Raw genomic sequence first — 18,123 nt, 5'->3', positions numbered from 1 at the left:
TCACAATTTTATTTTTTATCAATCTTTCAGTTGATACAAGTGCAAATTTTCTAAAATAGAAATTCCTAAATTTTTAAAACAGACTTAAACTTTTTTAATGGAGGCAAAAACATGCTTACTCATTATGAGATTTTCTGTCACTGATTTTTAATCTAATGAATCTATATTTCTGAATAAAAACATTAAAATATAATTAATCTTAAAAACGAAAATTAGTATAAATGAAAAACAAAGAGACAAAAAAATATTATTGGGGAATTGGATTAGAAAACGAAACCTACATGCAATTTGAAGAACCATTAATTGTTTCTGGAGAATTTATACAAGAAAAAATTGGATTTGAAAGATACAGCATTGACTACAGAAAATGCTACAAACCAGAAAGCTTAGCTCCTGTTCTCGAAAAAGCTTTTGATTTGAATAAAAATTATACAGTGAGTCGAATGATAAATAGTCATTCGTTAGAAAAACTAGATGTAAACTATCAACATAAAACGTTACCAGAAGTAAAAACATCAAATGATGCAACAGATAGTGAATCAGGCTCAAAACCAACTGAAAATCCAGAATACCTTGGAAAATCGATTATGGAACTTTTCCTTGAAGATCAACCATATAATATTCAAAGCATGATCACCCAAAGAAACAAAACAATGGGATCTGTACACTTTGATGGTGATTCAATCGAATTTGTAACCAAATATTTTGAGAATCGAACAATTATTGATTCGTGTAAGGAACTTAACGCAACCAAAAAATTATTTCTGGACAAAATCAATGAATCTTCAGTATTAAATGGCAAACTTAATTTTCCTAAATATAACAATGGACTTAATATGTTCATGACCAATCAGGAAAAGTTGGTTTTGTTTAACAATGGTACATATCACTTTCACATTACTTTACCTACCCTAACTCAAGACAGCAGAATTATAGATTACAATAAATTTGACACAACACACCTCAATGCTATTTATCTATTACAATGGTTTGAGCCATTTTTTATAGCAACACTTGGAAGTCCCGATATAATGGGAGTAATAAGTAACGAATATAATTTGGATAAGAAATTTACTTTGGGTTCAATGAGAAACGCCATGTCGCGTTATATAGGTGTTGGAACGTTTAATAAATCGATGACAAAGGGTAAAATTCTAACATATAAAGTAGATGATTTCAGAAAATTTCTAAAATTTGAAAAAGAAGAAAATATTTGGTGGAGAGATCGAATTGAATCAGATATGGACTATGAATTACTTCCTGAAGTGGGCCTTGATTTTAATCAGGAAAAAATGTATCAGAGTGGCTTTGAATTCAGAAGTTTTGACGAATTTCCGGCAGAGTATCTGAATGATGTCCTTTTTTCTATTATACTAATTTGTGAACATTCTTTAAATTTACCTGATGTTCAATGGGGACATGACAGTGTAGCTTGGAATAATTTGGTTTACAAAACCTTAAAAAAAGGTTATTTAACCAAAATTAATGAAGCTGAAAAAAATGAAGTTCTTAACTTATTACAAATACTACATCCATCAAACAGTAATTATGATGCTCTAAAATCGGAATTTGAAAGTATTGTCATGCTAGATGAATTTTTCTTTAAAATTTTAGAGGTTTTACATGATAAGTATAAAGACAACAATATTTGTCTAGATTCTATGTATGGGCAAAAAACAAGTTTACCTCCAAAATGGGATAACTTTAATAAATACCAAACAGAACGACATTTACAGCAAATAAAGGCTCTTATTGAGAATTAAAAGCCAAATATTAGTTCTCTTTTTATAAATCATTATTAATTTCAAATAAAGAATCAATAATGAGTTCCGGTAGAATAATACTCCTTTTTAGGAGTTTTATTTCTATTTCATATCCACAAAAAAAATCCGAAATTTTATACCAAAAGCAACTATTTTCTATTGGTATATATTTAAATGAATTTTATAGTGAAATATAAAAACGACAAAAGCCCTTGATATCAAGGGCTTTTACTTGTGATCCAATCAGGATTCGAACCTGAGACCTACTGCTTAGAAGGCAGTTGCTCTATCCAGCTGAGCTATTGGACCTCATTTTAGTAAACTAAAACAATTTGTCATCATTGTCGGGGTGGCAGGATTCGAACCTGCGACCTCCTGGTCCCAAACCAGGCGCGATGACCGGGCTACGCTACACCCCGAAGACAAAAAAAGCGGAGAGACAGGGACTCGAACCCTGGCGACGGTTACCCGTCGACAGATTAGCAATCTGCTCCGTTACCACTCCGGCACCTCTCCTAATTGCAAAGAACTTGACCTTTTTTGCGGTTGCAAATGTAAGTCATCATTCCTTTATTACCAACTTTTTTCATCACTTTTTTAATATATTTTTTTATGTTTTTTAAAACTATTTAAAAATCAACTATATAGGAAAATATAAAATTACTGAAACAATTAATTAATCTTCAATTTACGGAGAATTAATATTTAAAAACATACTGTGAAATCTGTCTTTAAATTAGTAAATTCGCAAATAATTTTTGAAAAACCACAAAATGAAAAAAGTTGTAATCGTTTCAGCTGTTCGTACACCTATAGGAAGCTTCATGGGTTCTTTGTCAAGTGTATCAGCTCCACAATTAGGTGCCACTGCAATTAAAGGTGCTTTAAATAAAATTAATTTAGATCCTGCTTTAGTTAACGAAGTATATATGGGTCATGTTGTTCAAGCTGGTGCTGGACAGGCTCCTGCAAGACAAGCAGCTATTTATGCTGGTTTACCAAATGATGTTGCTTGTACAACTGTAAACAAAGTTTGTGCTTCTGGTATGAAATCTGTTATGTTGGGCGCTCAAGCCATCATGTGTGGTGATGCTGAAATAGTTGTTGCTGGTGGTATGGAAAATATGAGCTTAATCCCTCATTATATACATATGAGAAACGGAGCAAAATTTGGCCCTGCTACATTATTAGACGGTATGCAAAAAGACGGACTTGTTGATGCTTATGACCAACAAGCTATGGGTGTTTTTGCAGATTTATGTGCGACTGAATACAAAATAACTCGTGAAGAGCAAGATGCTTTTGCAATTCAATCGTATGAGCGTTCTGCAAAGGCGTGGGAAGCTGGAAAATTTGATAACGAAATTGTTCCTGTAAGCATTCCTCAAAGAAAAGGAGATCCTATTGTTTTTGCTAAAGATGAAGAATATACTAATGTTCGTTTAGATAAAATCCCTACATTAAATGCTGTTTTTACTAAAGAAGGTACAGTAACAGCTGCAAATGCATCTACAATTAATGACGGTGCTGCTGCTCTAGTTTTAATGAGTGAAGAAAAAGCAAATGAACTTAATTTAAAACCATTAGCTTATATAAAAAGTTATGCAGATGCTGCTCAGGAGCCAAAATGGTTTACTACTGCACCTGCAAAAGCATTACCAATTGCTTTGAAAAAAGCTGGAATTAATAGTGATGAAGTTGATTTCTTTGAGTTTAACGAAGCTTTCTCTGTTGTTGGTTTAGCAAATGCTAAAATATTAGGTTTAGATAACAACAAAGTAAATGTGAATGGTGGAGCTGTTTCATTAGGACATCCTCTAGGATGCTCTGGAGCAAGAATCATTGTAACATTAATTAATGTTTTAGAACAAAACAATGCAAAAATTGGAGCCGCTGCTATATGCAATGGAGGTGGTGGTGCTTCAGCAATTGTTATTGAAAGAGCTTAAAAATAATTACGAATTAAAAATTACGAATTAAAAATTTCACAATGTAGTTATTGGAAATGTGAAATTCCCTTATTTAATCAATGTACTAATTGTCGATTTTTAATTCGTAATTTTTAATTTATAATTCGTAATTCAAAAATTATGTTTGGTATTTGTAATTTAGCCAATATTCCTTTACGATTTGAGCCTAGTGACAGAAGCGAACTTGTTTCTCAAGTTCTTTTTGGAGAACATTTTCAAATTTTAGAACAAAATCAAAAATGGTCAAAAATTAAGCTTGCTTACGATGACTATGAAGGCTGGATCGACAACAAACAGTTTAAAACAATTTCAGAAGAACAGTATGATCTACTTTCAAAAGATAGTATTATTTTAAATGCTGATTTGATTGAATATGTTACTTCTCCAGACAATTTATTGATGCCAATTTCCTTAGGCGCTTCATTATCATTTTTAAATTATGATACAATAAACACCGAAAAATTTTCATTTGAAGGAATGAAAACGAGTGGCGTAAAACCAAAAGAAAACATTCTTGACTCTGCGTTTATGTATTTGAATGCGCCCTATTTATGGGGTGGAAAAACTCCTTTTGGGATTGATTGCTCTGGCTTTACTCAGATGGTTTATAAACTTAACGGATATAAATTATTACGTGATGCATCACAACAAGCAACTCAAGGCTCAGCATTAAGTTTTATTGAAGAAAGTGAACCTGGTGATTTAGCATTTTTTGATAATGACGAAGGAAATATTGTACATGTAGGTATAATAATGGAAAACAATTATATTATTCATGCAAGCGGCAAAGTTAGAATTGATCGCTTAGATCATTTAGGTATTTATAATGCCGAAACCAATAGACACACTCATAAACTTCGAGTTATAAAAAAAGTTATATAAATAAAAAAAGCTCCAAATTTAATTTTTGGAGCTTTTTTTATTTATAATATATATGACTACTTCTAATTTCTAGCCTTAAGAGCTTTATACTTTTCAGTCATATCTAATGCATTATACATATTTAAAAGTGTTGCTTTAATATCTTTATCACCTCCAAATAATTCATAGGCTTTTTCCAAGTGTGGAATTGCTGATTTATATATAGCTTCACGCTTTTCTTTAAGAACTTCATATTTTTTATTATCTGCCGGGGATGTTCCTAATTTATTCATAGCCTCTACTATTTCTTTTTCTCCATCTAACTTTAAAACTGCTAAATTCATGTAAGCGTTTTTATACTTTGGATCGATTTGAATAGTTTTTAAATAATAACCTTCTGCATCGATTTTTGCATTTTTATCTTTTGATTGAGCAGTAATAACTCCTAAATTGTAATATAAATCTGCATTATTAGGATCTTTAGCTAATACTTCTGAAATTAAATTTTTATAAGTAACATAGTCATTTGTTTGCAAATACAAATCAGCTTCAGACATAATTAATGAAATATCATCTGGATTTGTTTTTCTGGCATCAACAATTGCTTTTTTTGCAGAGGCTACATCATTTTTCTGAATATAAATCAAAGAAATATTTTTATAAATTTCTCCTCTTTTAGAAGAAACATTTTCTGTTCTAGGACTATCATGTGTACCTAATTTAACAGCTTTATCTCTATCAGAAAGTGAAGGAAAGGTTTCTTCATTATTATTAATTTTATTCTTAGCAAGATAATTAGTTGCTTTACCAGAATAATTTAACTGTTTTAGTTTATTATAATAATTTAAAGCCAAATCATAATCTTGAGCATTAATTGCTGATCCAGCCGCATAGTATAACATACTTGTATCTTTAGGCTCAAGAGTATACACTTGATACAATTTTAAAGCACTTTCTTTATATTTTTTCGCATCACTATCAGCAATTGCACTATTGGTTAATTCTCTTTTTAATTCAACTAAAGAATTTTGCGCTTGAGAGGTATATTTTGATTTACCAGATTTTTTTTCAACAGAAAGTAATTCATTATAAGCTTTAGCAGCTTCAGTAAAATTAGCATCTGTATCAATATTTTTCTTTGCCAAATCAAAATATGTATTCCCTTTTAAAAAATAAAATTGAGCTTTCTGACTATCTTCAGCATTAACAATTAAAGATTCAGCTTGACTTAAAGCTGATTTAGCTTCATTAGGATTACCAGCCTTTAGTGCTTTTTCGGCAACCTTTAATTCATCTTTTTGAGCAAATGAAACTACCGAAGTTAATAAAACAGTAGCAATTGCTAAATTTTTAATTTTCATTCTTTTAATTTTTAATTATTCTTGTGTTTCTGATTCTGTTGAAGTTTCATTTGTGATATCATCATTCAAATCTTCTAAGTTTTCATCAGATTCTTCATCTTCACGCATTACTTTACAAACCGCCGCTATAGAGTCACTTCCTTTAATATTAATTAAACGAACACCTTGCGTTGCGCGTCCCATAACTCGTAAATCTGAAACTCTCATTCTGATTGTCAATCCAGATTTATTGATAATCATTAAATCGTCTTCATCAGTTACATTGTTGATAGCAATAAGTGAGCCAGTTTTTTCAGTGATATTAAGAGTTTTAACCCCTTTACCTCCGCGATTAGTGATACGGTAAACATCTTCACCGTCTTCATCAACTAATTTGGTACGTTTACCATAACCTTTCTCCGTAACTACTAATATTTGAGAATCATTTACATGGTCTCTATCGATAGACACCATTCCAATTACTTCGTCTTTTTCATCAGCTAATGTAATTCCTCTAACTCCAGAAGCAGTTCTTCCCATTGGTCTGGTTTTTTCCTCTTCAAAACGAACCAACTTACCAGATTTAGAAGCTACTAATACTTGACTATTTCCTGTTGTTAATTTTGCTTCTAATAACTCATCTCCTTCTTTAATAGTAATTGCAGCAACGCCATTAGTTCTTGGACGAGAGTATGATTCTAAAGAAGTCTTTTTAACTTGTCCCTCTTTAGTAACCATTATTACATAATGACTATTAATGTATTCTTGATCTTTCAAATCTTGAGTACAAATGAAAGCTTTTACCTTATCATCTTGCTCAATATTGATTAAGTTTTGAATAGCACGCCCTTTTGCAGTTTTACTTCCTTCCGGAATTTCATACACACGCATCCAGAAACATTTTCCTTTTTGTGTAAAGAATAACATGTACTGGTGATTTGTTGCCACGTACATATGCTCTAAGAAATCCTGATCGCGAGTTCCAGCTGATTTTTGCCCAACCCCTCCTCTATTTTGTGTTTTATATTCGGAAAGTGGCGTACGTTTAATATAGCCAGCATGCGAAATGGTAATTACCACTTGTTCATCAGCAATTAAATCTTCAATACTTACATCTCCTCCAGAATATTCGATAGTTGAACGACGCTCATCTCCGTATTTATCTTTGATTTCATTCAGCTCATCCTTGATTACTTGCATTCTCATCTCTTTACTTGCAAGTAATTCTTTTAAATAGTTGATGGTTTTCATGATTTCTTCATATTCTGCACGTAACTTATCTTGTTCAAGACCAGTTAACTGACGCAAACGCATCTCAACAATTGCACGAGCCTGAATTTCAGATAAACTGAAACGCTCGATTAATTTAGCTCTTGCTTCGTCTCCATCTTTAGACGATCTAATTAACGCAATTACTTCGTCAATATTATCTGAAGCAATAATTAAACCTTCTAAAATATGTGCTCTTTCTTCTGCTTTACGTAAATCGAATTGTGCTCTACGAGTAACAACTTCATGTCTATGCTCAACAAAATGATGAATTAAATCTTTTAAATTCAACATTTGTGGACGACCTTTTACCAATGCAATATTATTTACACTGAAAGAAGATTGTAACTGTGTATATTTATATAAGGTATTTAAAACTACATTAGGAACTGCATCACGTTTTAAAATATAAACAATACGCATACCATTTCTATCGGATTCGTCACGGATAGTAGAAATTCCTTCGATTTTCTTTTCATTAACCAAATCAGCCGTTTTCTTAATCATTTCGGCTTTGTTAACTTGATATGGAATTTCAGTAACAATTATAGCTTCACGACCATCAACCTCTTCGAAACCAACTTTTGCTCTAATTACAACACGTCCACGACCTGTTTTGAATGCTTCACGCACTCCATCCATACCATAAATAACACCTCCTGTTGGGAAATCGGGTGCTTTGATATGAGTGATTAATTCGTCTATTTCAATATCATTATTATCAATATAAGCCAATGTACCATCAACAACTTCTGTTAAGTTATGTGGTGCCATGTTTGTAGCCATACCAACAGCAATACCAGAGGCTCCATTTACCAATAAGTTAGGAACTTTTGTAGGCATTACTTTTGGTTCCTCCAAAGTATCATCGAAGTTTAACTGAAAATCTACTGTTTCTTTTTCGATATCAGCCAACATCTCTTCCGAGAATTTTTTCATTCTTGCCTCGGTATAACGCATTGCCGCAGGACTATCTCCGTCAATAGAACCAAAGTTACCTTGACCGTCTACCATTAAATAACGTAAACTCCAATCTTGAGCCATACGAACCATAGCATCATAAACTGATGAGTCTCCATGTGGGTGATACTTACCTAATACCTCCCCTACAATTCTTGCTGATTTTTTATGTGCTCTGTTTGAATATACTCCTAATTCATGCATTCCAAATAAAACCCTACGATGAACTGGTTTTAAACCATCTCTAACATCAGGTAGCGCACGCGACACAATAACCGACATCGAATAATCGATGTAAGCTGATTTCATTTCGTCTTCAATGTTAATTGGAATTAACTTTTCTCCGTCAGACATAACTATTTATGTTATTAATTTAATTTATTTACAAAACGCGCTAATATACGATATTTTAGACTCATTAAATAGTAATACACTAACATATTTACACGATTTATCAACAAAAAAAAGTTATTCTTTGGTTAATAAATTATATTATTATTAACGCTGATTTTAAATATTTTTTTGTCTCTTAGCTGTCAGACCCCAGATAAGGAACGATTTTTGCAATTAGCCTTATAAATCATTAAATTTACATTCAAATCCTTTTAAGTTATGGATGATAATTTTTCACCAAGAGTAAAAGATGTTATTACTTACAGTAAAGAAGAAGCCTTACGTTTAGGTCACGATTTTATTGGAACTGAACATCTTATGCTTGGAATTTTAAGAGACGGTAATGGAACCGCTATTAATATACTAAACAATCTTTCTATTGATTTAGATCACTTAAGAAAAAAAGTTGAAATATTAAGCCCTGCTAATCCTAATCCCTTAAGTGGAAACGATAAAAAAAACCTGCATCTTACACGCCAAGCAGAACGAGCATTAAAAACCACCTTCCTAGAAGCCAAGGTTTTTCAAAGCAGCACTATAAGCACAGGGCATTTACTTTTATGTATTTTACGTAATGAAAATGACCCTACTACAAAATTATTAAACAAGCTGAAAATCGATTATGATACAGCAAAAGAACAATATTTAACTATGATGCCAAACGAAGAAGATTTTCAAGATAATTTCCCGAAAAACGAATCTCAATACGGCGACGATTCGGGACAAGATGACAGTTTAAGAGAAGGTGCTTTTAACAACCCTGCCAATAAGTCAAATAAAAAATCAAAAACTCCTGTTTTAGACAACTTTGGACGTGACTTAACCGAAATGGCAGAAGAAGGCAAACTAGATCCTGTTGTGGGACGCGAAAAAGAAATTGAACGCGTTTCTCAAATCTTAAGTAGAAGAAAGAAAAACAATCCATTATTGATTGGAGAACCCGGCGTAGGTAAATCTGCAATTGCAGAAGGATTAGCATTACGAATCATTCAGAAAAAAGTTTCTAGAATTCTTTACAACAAACGCGTTGTTACTTTGGACTTGGCTTCATTAGTTGCTGGAACAAAGTACCGCGGACAGTTTGAAGAGCGAATGAAAGCCGTAATGAATGAACTGGAAAAGAATGATGATATTATCCTTTTCATCGATGAAATTCATACAATTGTTGGTGCTGGTGGAGCAACTGGGTCGCTAGATGCTTCAAACATGTTTAAACCTGCTTTAGCAAGAGGTGAAATACAATGTATTGGTGCTACTACATTAGATGAATACCGTCAATACATTGAAAAAGATGGTGCATTAGAACGTCGTTTCCAAAAGGTAATTGTAGATCCAACTTCTATAGAAGAGACTATCACAATTCTTAACAATATTAAAGGAAAATATGAAGATCATCATAATGTAATTTATACTCCAGAGGCTGTTGAAGCTTGTGTTAAATTAACAGAACGATACATGTCAGAACGTTTCTTACCAGACAAGGCTATTGATGCAATGGACGAGGCTGGTTCGAGAGTTCATATCACTAATATTGATGTTCCTAAACAAATTCTTGATTTAGAGCGTCAGCTAGAAGAAGTTCGTGAACTTAAAAATTCTGTTGTAAAAAGACAGAAATACGAAGAAGCAGCAAAACTTCGTGATGATGAAAAACGATTAGAAAAAGAATTAGCAATTGCTCAAGAGCAATGGGAAGAAGATTCTAAAAATAATAGAATTCAAGTAACCGAAGACAACGTTGCCGATGTAGTTTCTATGATGACTGGAATTCCTGTTAATCGTATTGCACAAACTGAAAGCAACAAATTAGCTAAACTTCCAGAACTTATTGAAAATAAAGTAATTGGTCAAAAAGAAGCCGTTCAAAAAATTGCTAGAGCAATTCAAAGAAATCGTGCAGGATTAAAAGATCCAAACAAGCCAATTGGATCATTCATTTTCCTTGGTCAAACAGGTGTTGGTAAAACACAATTAGCAAAAGTTTTGGCCAAAGAATTATTTGATTCTGAAGATGCACTTATCCGTATTGATATGAGTGAATACATGGAGAAATTTGCGATATCAAGATTAGTTGGAGCACCTCCAGGTTATGTTGGTTACGAAGAAGGTGGACAATTGACCGAGAAAGTTCGTCGCAAACCTTATTGTGTTGTTCTTTTGGACGAAATCGAAAAAGCACACCCTGATGTATTCAATATGATGCTTCAGGTATTAGATGATGGTTATCTAACAGACAGTTTAGGAAGAAAAATTGATTTTAGAAATACTATCATAATCATGACTTCTAATGTTGGAGCTCGTCAATTAAAAGATTTTGGTCAAGGAGTTGGATTTGGTACAGCAGCAAAATCAGCACAAGCTGACGAACATTCTAAAGGTGTAATCGAAAATGCTTTAAAGAAAACATTTGCACCAGAATTTTTAAATAGAATTGACGATGTTATTGTTTTCAATGCATTAGAAAAAGAAGATATCGACTTAATCATCGAAATTGAATTGAAAAAACTTTACGGAAGAATCAAAGATTTAGGATACAATCTTAAATTATCTGATGATGCTAAAGCTTTTATCGCAGAGAAAGGTTTTGACAAACAATTTGGAGCAAGACCTCTAAAAAGGGCAATTCAGAAGTATGTTGAAGATGCACTTGCCGAAGAAATCATAACTTCAAAAATTCACGAAGGTGATACCATAGAAATGGATTTAGATAAAGATTTACAAGAGCTTAAAGTCAAAATAAAAAAAGCACAAAAACCTACTAATTAGTAGGTTTTTTTATTTAAAATAATATACTACCTTAGTTTTTTAAATAAAAAACAAAAACATGCCACAAAGTAAAGTAATCATTGGAAGTGAAGAATGGTGCTCTTTCCCTGAATTGCAAATACCTTTTATTAAAGCCAGAGTAGATTCTGGCGCAAAAACTTCGGCTTTACATGCCTTAAACATTACTCCATTTTTAAAAAACAACGAAAACTGGGTTCATTTCGAAATTAATCCTCTTCAAAATAACACAAAAATAACAAAACGTTGTGAAGCAAGATTGATAGATAAACGTGTTGTAAAAAGTTCAAGTGGCTTTAGAGAACAACGATATGTTATAATAACACAACTTCATATTGGTGATAAAACTTTTAATATCGAAGTTACACTTACAAATCGTGACTCTATGGGATTTCGTATGTTATTAGGACGCGAGGCCATGATTGGAAGATTGGTAGTTGATCCAGAAGACAAATACAAATTAGGACAGCCTTCATTTGACGAAATAAAAAATTATTATCAAGCTTCTGAAATTGTAAAAAACGGATTGAGAATTGGTGTTTTAGCAAGTAATCCAGAATTATACAGCAACCGTAGAATCATGGAAGCTGGTGAAATGCGTGGTCACGAAATGCACTTTCTAAACATTAAAGAATGTTATATGAAGCTTGATGCTACCAAACCAGAAATTCACTATCGTGGCGGTCGTGTTTTGAATGATTTTGATGCCATAATTCCTAGAATTCGACCAAGCATTACTTTTTACGGCTGTGCTTTAACTCGTCAGTTCGAAGCTTTAAAAGTTTATACTCTAAACTCGGCCGCTGCTATAACACAATCCAGAGATAAGCTATTCTCTTTACAATTATTATTAAATCACGGTGTTGACATACCTACAACAGGTTTTGCTAATTCACCTTTAGACACAAATGACCTTATCCAAATGGTAGGTGGTTCACCTTTGATTGTAAAATTATTAGAAGGAACACAAGGAAAAGGAGTTGTTCTTGCCGAAACCAAGAAAGCAGCCGAATCAGTAATTAATGCTTTCAAGAGTTTAAATGCTAATATTTTGGTACAAGAATTTATTAAAGAAGCAAACGGTAAAGACTTACGTTTATTTGTTGTAGATGGTAAAGTTGTTGCTGCAATGCAACGCGAAGCTGCTCCTGGCGAATTCAGAGCCAATATTCATATGGGAGGAACCGCCTCTGTAGTAAAAGTAACTGCTGAAGAAAAGAAAATTGCCATTCGCGCAGCAAAAGCAATGGATCTAAAAGTTGCTGGTGTCGATATTATTCGCTCATCAAAAGGGCCATTATTACTAGAAGTTAATTCATCACCAGGTCTAGAAGGTATTGAAGGAGCTACACACAAAGATATTGCTGGTGAAATGATTAAAGCAATCGAAAAAAACTTTAAACTAAAATAGTGAATCCATATCTAGATATAGTATTACGAAGTGTTGCTGTATATTTTTTTATGGTAATTGCGTTACGTGTCTTTGGAAAAAAAGAACTCTCACAATTAAATACGGCCGATATTATTCTAATTTTGTTAATCAGCAATTCGGTTCAAAATGCAATGGTTGGCAGTGACTCTTCACTATCAGGAGGCATTATTGCCGCTTGTGCTTTATTTTTTATAAATTTTCTTTTTAAGAAAATCATGCTAAAATCTTCTTTTATAAAAGAATTGGTTCAGGACAAACCAGAAATTCTAATTCATAATGGCAAGACCGATTATAAAGCTTTAGCACGATTAGGAATCACTTCAGATGAATTGGAAGAAGCTATGAGAGAACATGGAGTTATTCATCAAAACGAAGTGAAGTTAGCGATGTTTGAGATTGATGGAAATATTAGCATTATTTCTGGCAATGAAAACTTAAAACATTCTAAGCACAAAAGAAGAATACATAAATCTTTAAGCAAATCATAATTAAAAAAACAATTTGCATTAGCTGAAATGCTTATTCATTTTTGTGAGGAAAATAAAATGAAAATTATAAAGGTATCCCGATAAAATTTCATATCAAGTCAGAGTTCAACCGAACGATTTACTTTAGTTGTAGCTGACTTAAAAACTTATATGGAACATAATATACAATTAAATTTAGTCGCTAATAGATTTCCAAAAACTTAACTATGAATAAAAACAGACTTGAAGCATTTAGCGATGGGGTTTTAGCCATAATCATCACAATAATGGTTTTAGAACTAAGAGTTCCAGAAGGAAGTGATTTAAAGGCACTTTTAAACTTGTTTCCCATATTTGTTAGTTATATTTTGAGCTTTATTTATGTTGGAATTTACTGGAACAATCATCATCATATGATGCATACAGTAAAAAAAGTAACTGGTGGTATCCTTTGGGCCAATTTACATTTGCTTTTTTGGCTCTCATTAATACCTTTTGCAACAGCTTGGATAGGTGAACATCATTTTGCTCCCTTCCCTATGTTATTCTATGGTTTCGTTCTTTTAATGTGCGGAATTGCTTATGTAATTCTTCAAAATCTAATTATAAAAACACAAGGTGAAAACTCTATTTTATCTAAAGCTATAGGTAATGATTTTAAAGGAAAAGTATCACCAGTTCTATATTTAATTGCTATCTTTTCTACTTATTATCATGAAGCTGTTTCAGGTATTATATATAGTTTAGTGGCATTAATGTGGTTAATTCCAGATAAAAGAATTGAAAAGATTTTCAAAGCTGAAAAAGAAGATTAAATACGAAAAAGAAATTGAATTCAAGATAACCAAAACCATGAATGAATGTTTGTCAACAAATTTTGTATTCATTTTAAAGAAAGAACATTGTTGCTATTATTTTATCATGAAAGATAGATTGAAGCAGGAATTTAGAGTTACTTTTACACCTATCGACTCAGATAAATGAAATAACATAGAAAAAAATAATAACCCAAATTTGAAAAAGAAATTAATATGGAAATCATTGCAAAAATCATCATCGCCTTTGTAGCATTTATTCACATTTATATTGTTTGGCTAGAAATGTTTGCTTGGACAACAAAAGCTCCAAAAGTATTTAGAACAATTCCTAAAGATTTATTTGAACCCACCAAAGTCTTGGCAGCTAACCAAGGTTTATACAATGGTTTTCTAGCTGCAGGTTTAATTTGGTCGCTACTGATATGTGATATAGAATGGTCAAAAAATGTTGCGCTATTCTTTCTAGGATGTGTTGCAGTTGCTGGAATATATGGAGCAATTACAGCTTCTAAGAGAATTTTATATGTGCAAACTGTTCCTGCAGTTTTAGGAATAGTAGCAGTATTATTTTTTTAATTTTATAGGTATATAAATATCTTCTTCTGAATTTTCATCCATTGGGTCATATTTTCCTATTGGAAGTATTTCAAAATGAGGTCTGGAATTATCCACTTCATATTCTGAAGCAGGAATCCATTCAGTAAAAATATTTTTAAAATATGATGCAGCTTGAACAACGTTTCCTTTGTAGTGAAACACAGCATATAACCCAGCATTTAATTCAAGTTTTTCTAAATGTGATGGAATTTCATCAAAATTTGAAACTTCAACCGTTGCCCATTTGGTGAAAGGAATTGAAGGATTTTTCATAAAATCATCACCATAAAATTGTAATGAAACACGTTCACCTCCTACTCTATTTTTTATTTCTTTAATACTAGGAGCAAAACTTGCCCACAACACACCTGTTGCATTATTTAAAAAACTCATTGATAATGATTTACCAATGAGTTTTTTGGGTTGTATATCTATTATTTTGAACTCCATTATTCTAAATCATCAATTAAAAAGCTATTTAAGAAAGCAATAGATTTCTCTATATCATAATGCAAGATTCTGTCTTCTTTTACCAATGGCACATCTTCGCGATACGATTTCAAAAACATTTCAATAAAGTCGCTAGATTTTAAAGGCCTTCTAAATTCGATTGCTTGAGACGCATTCATCAATTCGATTGCCAAAATACGCTCAAGATTTTCCATAATTTTCAAGCATTTTGTTGCAGCATTGGCTCCCATACTCACATGATCTTCTTGACCGTTTGATGAAACAATACTATCAATACTTGCAGGTGTTGCCAACTGCTTATTCTGACTCACAATACTTGCAGCTGTATATTGAGGAATCATGAAACCAGAGTTTAATCCTGGATCGCTAACTAAAAATGCAGGCAATTCTCTTAAACCAGAAATTAATTGATACGTTCTTCTTTCAGAAATGCTTCCTAACTCGGCTAAAGCAAGTCCTAGAAAATCTAATGCTAATGCCAAAGGCTGACCATGGAAATTTCCTCCTGATATAATTAAATCTTCATCGACAAAAATATTAGGATTATCTGTTACCGAATTGATTTCTGTTTTAAAAACCTTTTTTACATAATCAATTGTATCTTTTGATGCACCATGAACTTGTGGAATACATCTAAAAGAATATGGATCCTGAACATGTTTTTTAGCTTGATTAATAATTTCGCTTCCGTCTAATAAATCATTAAAACGCTGAGCCGTTGTAATTTGTCCTTTGTGAGGTCTTACTAAATGAATTAACTCATTGAAAGGCTCAATTCTTCCATCAAAACCTTCTAATGAAATTGCACCAATAACATCTGCCAAATAAGAAAATTTCATTGCTTTAAGCAATGTATAACATCCATATGCACTCATAAATTGAGTTCCATTGAGTAATGCCAAACCTTCTTTAGATTTTAACAAGATTGGTTGCCAACCCATTTTATCCATGACTTTTGCAGCCGGCTGACGGAATCCATCTACATATACCTCTCCTTCACCAATTAAAGGCAAACATAAATGAGCTAATGGAGCTAAATCTCCTGACGCTCCTAATGACCCTTGAGTATAAACTACAGGAAGAATATCATTATTGTAAAAATCAATTAAACGCTCAACGGTTTGCAATTGCACACCCGAATTGCCATAGCTTAATGATTTAATTTTTAAAAGCAACATTATTTTAACCACTTCATGAGGTACTTCATCACCAGTACCACAAGCATGCGATTTCATTAAATTCTCTTGAAGCTTTGTAAGATTTTCGTTCGAAATTTTAATGTTATACAAAGACCCAAAACCAGTGTTAATGCCATAGATTGGTTCTTTTTGAGTTTCCATTTTTTTATCTAAATAAGCCCTACATTTTTCAATGTTAATTCTAGCTTCTTCTGATAATTGTAAAGTAAAATTTTGAGAGATTATTTCATGAAGCAATTCTAATGAAAACACATCAGAACTAATATAATGCACTGTATCCATTTGGTTGTTTATTTGGAAGCCAAAATTCTACAAAAACACAGTAAAAAGCAAGTTAATTTATTAGTATTTATTTAAGATTAATTTTTAAACGCTTTATTATCTTTGATATTTTAAAAATGACCAACTATGAAAAAGAGCATCTACATTTTATTTTTCTTTCTTAACAGTCTTTTGATGTTTTCTGCGGACAACATCACACTTACAGGAAAAATAACCAATCCATCTGGTGACAAACTTACAGTAAGAGGAGAATTATTTGAAAAAGAAATTCCCTTAAAAAGTGACGGAACATTTAACATATCATTTCCGATTGAGTATGATGGTGTTTACCTTATGGCTACAAAAAATAATCGTGCTCCAATTTATTTAACAAAAACAAGTAAGTTAAATATTTCTGCAGATGATGCAAACTTCAACAACACTATAAAATTTGAAGGAGCTGGAAGCGCTGAAAATAATTATTGGCAACAAAAGAATACTATTTTAAGCAAGGAAATGTCTAATCCTCAATTATTTTATTCAACTGAAGAATTAGTTTATTTAGAAAAAATTAAAACATTAAAAAACAATATTTTAGCATTAATTAATACTACTAAACTTTCAGATAAATCTTTTAAAGAAAATGAAAAGAAAAGTTTAGATTATTTTGAACAATTACAAATTTTGGTATACGAAAGATATCATTCACATTATGCAAAAAAAGAAGGTTTTAAAACTTCAGAAAGCTTTCCTAAAGTTAACCCTTCAATCGATTATGACAACGAAGCAGATTATCAATTTTCTAGCCACTACAAACAATTAGTTAATGCAAATTTCAACAACAACTTGACTTCTAAAATAAGTAATGAAGATGAGTACACTTATAAAGTTGCTTTACCTGAAATAAAAAAAATCAAAAGTAAATCAATTAAAAATGCTTTAATCCAAAATTTAGCTTACGAAGTTATTGCTGGAAATCCAGATTCTGAAATGCTATATAATGAGATAATGGCACTTTCTGACAACACAAAACTTAAAGAATCTTTAACTGCAAAGTATAACAAAATCAAAACAGTGGCAGTTGGAAAAGTTTCACCAACATTTGAGTACGAAAATTTTAAAGGAGGAAAAACTTCTTTAGAAAGCTTAAAAGGAAAATATGTTTACATTGATGTTTGGGCAACTTGGTGTGGTCCTTGCCGTAAAGAAATTCCAAGTTTACAGAGCTTAGAAGAAAAATATCATGGAAAAAACATAGAATTTGTAAGTATATCTATAGATACTAAAAAAGACTACGACAAATGGAAAAAGTTTGTTGAAGAAAAAAGTCTTGGAGGAATTCAACTTTTTGCAGACAACGATTGGAATTCAAAATTTATAACTGACTATGCAATTGAAGGAATACCAAGATTTATTTTAGTTGATCCACAAGGCAATATCACTTCAGCAGATGCTCCTCGCCCATCAGATCCAAAACTAATCGAAAAATTTGATGAATTAGGAATAAAATAATCGAAAAGGCTGTTAATACAGCCTTT

13 protein-coding genes and 3 tRNA genes are annotated in these 18,123 nt (G+C 32.0%); 9 read left to right on the top strand and 7 right to left on the bottom strand.

The genetic code is table 11. From position 1 onward, the window contains the following. Positions 1–221: 221 nt before the first annotated feature. Positions 222–1,763 (top strand): hypothetical protein, encoded by a 1,542-nt coding sequence (locus tag LJY17_RS03305; RefSeq protein ID WP_264542431.1) that lies wholly within the window; start codon positions 222–224, stop codon positions 1,761–1,763. 235 nt (positions 1,764–1,998) lie between these two features. Here the strand turns inward: LJY17_RS03305 and LJY17_RS03300 are convergent. From LJY17_RS03300 to LJY17_RS03290, 3 genes are all read right to left on the bottom strand, one after another. After that, a tRNA-Arg gene (locus LJY17_RS03300) sits at positions 1,999–2,072 on the bottom strand. A gap of 35 nt (positions 2,073–2,107) precedes the next feature. After that, positions 2,108–2,182, bottom strand: a tRNA-Pro gene (locus LJY17_RS03295). A 13-nt stretch (positions 2,183–2,195) separates the two neighbouring features. Continuing rightward, a tRNA-Ser gene (locus LJY17_RS03290) sits at positions 2,196–2,279 on the bottom strand. A gap of 257 nt (positions 2,280–2,536) precedes the next feature. Here LJY17_RS03290 and LJY17_RS03285 point away from each other — a divergent pair. Both LJY17_RS03285 and LJY17_RS03280 read left to right on the top strand, forming a co-directional pair. Then, positions 2,537–3,712, top strand: coding sequence for an acetyl-CoA C-acyltransferase (locus LJY17_RS03285; protein ID WP_264542430.1), 1,176 nt, complete (start codon positions 2,537–2,539; stop codon positions 3,710–3,712). Positions 3,713–3,853: 141 nt separating this feature from the next. Next, positions 3,854–4,615, top strand: a complete 762-nt coding sequence (locus LJY17_RS03280) for a C40 family peptidase (protein WP_264542429.1) — start codon at positions 3,854–3,856, stop codon at positions 4,613–4,615. Positions 4,616–4,677: 62 nt separating this feature from the next. Here the strand turns inward: LJY17_RS03280 and LJY17_RS03275 are convergent, their stop codons facing one another. Next, on the bottom strand, positions 4,678–5,955 hold the full coding sequence (locus tag LJY17_RS03275; RefSeq protein ID WP_264542428.1) for a tetratricopeptide repeat protein: 1,278 nt from the start codon (positions 5,953–5,955) through the stop codon (positions 4,678–4,680). A gap of 15 nt (positions 5,956–5,970) precedes the next feature. Further along, positions 5,971–8,517, bottom strand: a complete 2,547-nt coding sequence (gyrA, locus tag LJY17_RS03270) for a DNA gyrase subunit A (RefSeq protein ID WP_264542427.1) — start codon at positions 8,515–8,517, stop codon at positions 5,971–5,973. 258 nt (positions 8,518–8,775) lie between these two features. Here gyrA and LJY17_RS03265 point away from each other — a divergent pair, with 258 nt between their 5' ends. The 5 genes from LJY17_RS03265 (at position 8,776) to LJY17_RS03245 (ending at position 14,633) form a co-directional block, all read left to right on the top strand. Continuing rightward, positions 8,776–11,322: an ATP-dependent Clp protease ATP-binding subunit gene (locus LJY17_RS03265; protein WP_264542426.1), complete on the top strand. Its 2,547-nt coding sequence runs from the start codon at positions 8,776–8,778 to the stop codon at positions 11,320–11,322. A gap of 58 nt (positions 11,323–11,380) precedes the next feature. Beyond that, positions 11,381–12,751 (top strand): 30S ribosomal protein S6--L-glutamate ligase, encoded by a 1,371-nt coding sequence (gene rimK / locus LJY17_RS03260; protein ID WP_264542425.1) that lies wholly within the window; start codon positions 11,381–11,383, stop codon positions 12,749–12,751. Then, complete coding sequence (locus LJY17_RS03255) at positions 12,751–13,260, top strand: DUF421 domain-containing protein (RefSeq protein ID WP_264542424.1); 510 nt, start codon at positions 12,751–12,753, stop codon at positions 13,258–13,260. The genes rimK and LJY17_RS03255 overlap by 1 nt, the downstream gene beginning before the upstream one ends. 206 nt (positions 13,261–13,466) lie before the next feature. Further along, entirely contained in the window at positions 13,467–14,054 is a 588-nt protein-coding gene (locus LJY17_RS03250) for a TMEM175 family protein (RefSeq protein WP_264542423.1), read from the top strand. Between the two features lie 216 nt (positions 14,055–14,270). Then, positions 14,271–14,633, top strand: coding sequence for a DUF1304 domain-containing protein (locus LJY17_RS03245; RefSeq protein ID WP_264542422.1), 363 nt, complete (start codon positions 14,271–14,273; stop codon positions 14,631–14,633). Here the strand turns inward: LJY17_RS03245 and LJY17_RS03240 are convergent. Both LJY17_RS03240 and hutH read right to left on the bottom strand, forming a co-directional pair. Continuing rightward, a complete protein-coding gene (locus LJY17_RS03240; protein ID WP_264542421.1) occupies positions 14,622–15,104 on the bottom strand; it encodes a GyrI-like domain-containing protein in 483 nt (160 codons plus the stop codon). The two genes, LJY17_RS03245 and LJY17_RS03240, sit on opposite strands and share 12 nt — an antisense overlap. After that, positions 15,104–16,606 carry a histidine ammonia-lyase gene (hutH, locus tag LJY17_RS03235; RefSeq protein WP_264542420.1) on the bottom strand — a complete coding sequence of 501 codons (1,503 nt, stop codon included), beginning with the start codon at positions 16,604–16,606 and terminating at the stop codon, positions 15,104–15,106. The genes LJY17_RS03240 and hutH overlap by 1 nt, the downstream gene beginning before the upstream one ends. Before the next feature lie 126 nt (positions 16,607–16,732). Here hutH and LJY17_RS03230 point away from each other — a divergent pair, with 126 nt between their 5' ends. Then, entirely contained in the window at positions 16,733–18,097 is a 1,365-nt protein-coding gene (locus LJY17_RS03230) for a TlpA family protein disulfide reductase (protein ID WP_264542419.1), read from the top strand. The last annotated feature ends 26 nt before the right edge of the window (positions 18,098–18,123 follow it).

The sequence above is a fragment of the Flavobacterium hankyongi genome (assembly GCF_036840915.1).
Lineage (GTDB): Bacteria > Bacteroidota > Bacteroidia > Flavobacteriales > Flavobacteriaceae > Flavobacterium > Flavobacterium hankyongi.
This window is presented reverse-complemented; position numbering and strand designations above follow the sequence as displayed.

Coding starts and splice junctions, on each gene's coding strand:
- LJY17_RS03250 (WP_264542423.1), top strand. CDS start 13,467: ATGAATAAAAACAGACTTGAAGCATTTAGCGATGGGGTTTTAGCCATA.
- LJY17_RS03285 (WP_264542430.1), top strand. CDS start 2,537: ATGAAAAAAGTTGTAATCGTTTCAGCTGTTCGTACACCTATAGGAAGC.
- LJY17_RS03305 (WP_264542431.1), top strand. CDS start 222: ATGAAAAACAAAGAGACAAAAAAATATTATTGGGGAATTGGATTAGAA.
- LJY17_RS03245 (WP_264542422.1), top strand. CDS start 14,271: ATGGAAATCATTGCAAAAATCATCATCGCCTTTGTAGCATTTATTCAC.
- hutH (WP_264542420.1), bottom strand. CDS start 16,606: ATGGATACAGTGCATTATATTAGTTCTGATGTGTTTTCATTAGAATTG.
- LJY17_RS03240 (WP_264542421.1), bottom strand. CDS start 15,104: ATGGAGTTCAAAATAATAGATATACAACCCAAAAAACTCATTGGTAAA.
- LJY17_RS03275 (WP_264542428.1), bottom strand. CDS start 5,955: ATGAAAATTAAAAATTTAGCAATTGCTACTGTTTTATTAACTTCGGTA.
- gyrA (WP_264542427.1), bottom strand. CDS start 8,517: ATGTCTGACGGAGAAAAGTTAATTCCAATTAACATTGAAGACGAAATG.
- LJY17_RS03280 (WP_264542429.1), top strand. CDS start 3,854: ATGTTTGGTATTTGTAATTTAGCCAATATTCCTTTACGATTTGAGCCT.
- rimK (WP_264542425.1), top strand. CDS start 11,381: ATGCCACAAAGTAAAGTAATCATTGGAAGTGAAGAATGGTGCTCTTTC.
- LJY17_RS03230 (WP_264542419.1), top strand. CDS start 16,733: ATGAAAAAGAGCATCTACATTTTATTTTTCTTTCTTAACAGTCTTTTG.
- LJY17_RS03265 (WP_264542426.1), top strand. CDS start 8,776: ATGGATGATAATTTTTCACCAAGAGTAAAAGATGTTATTACTTACAGT.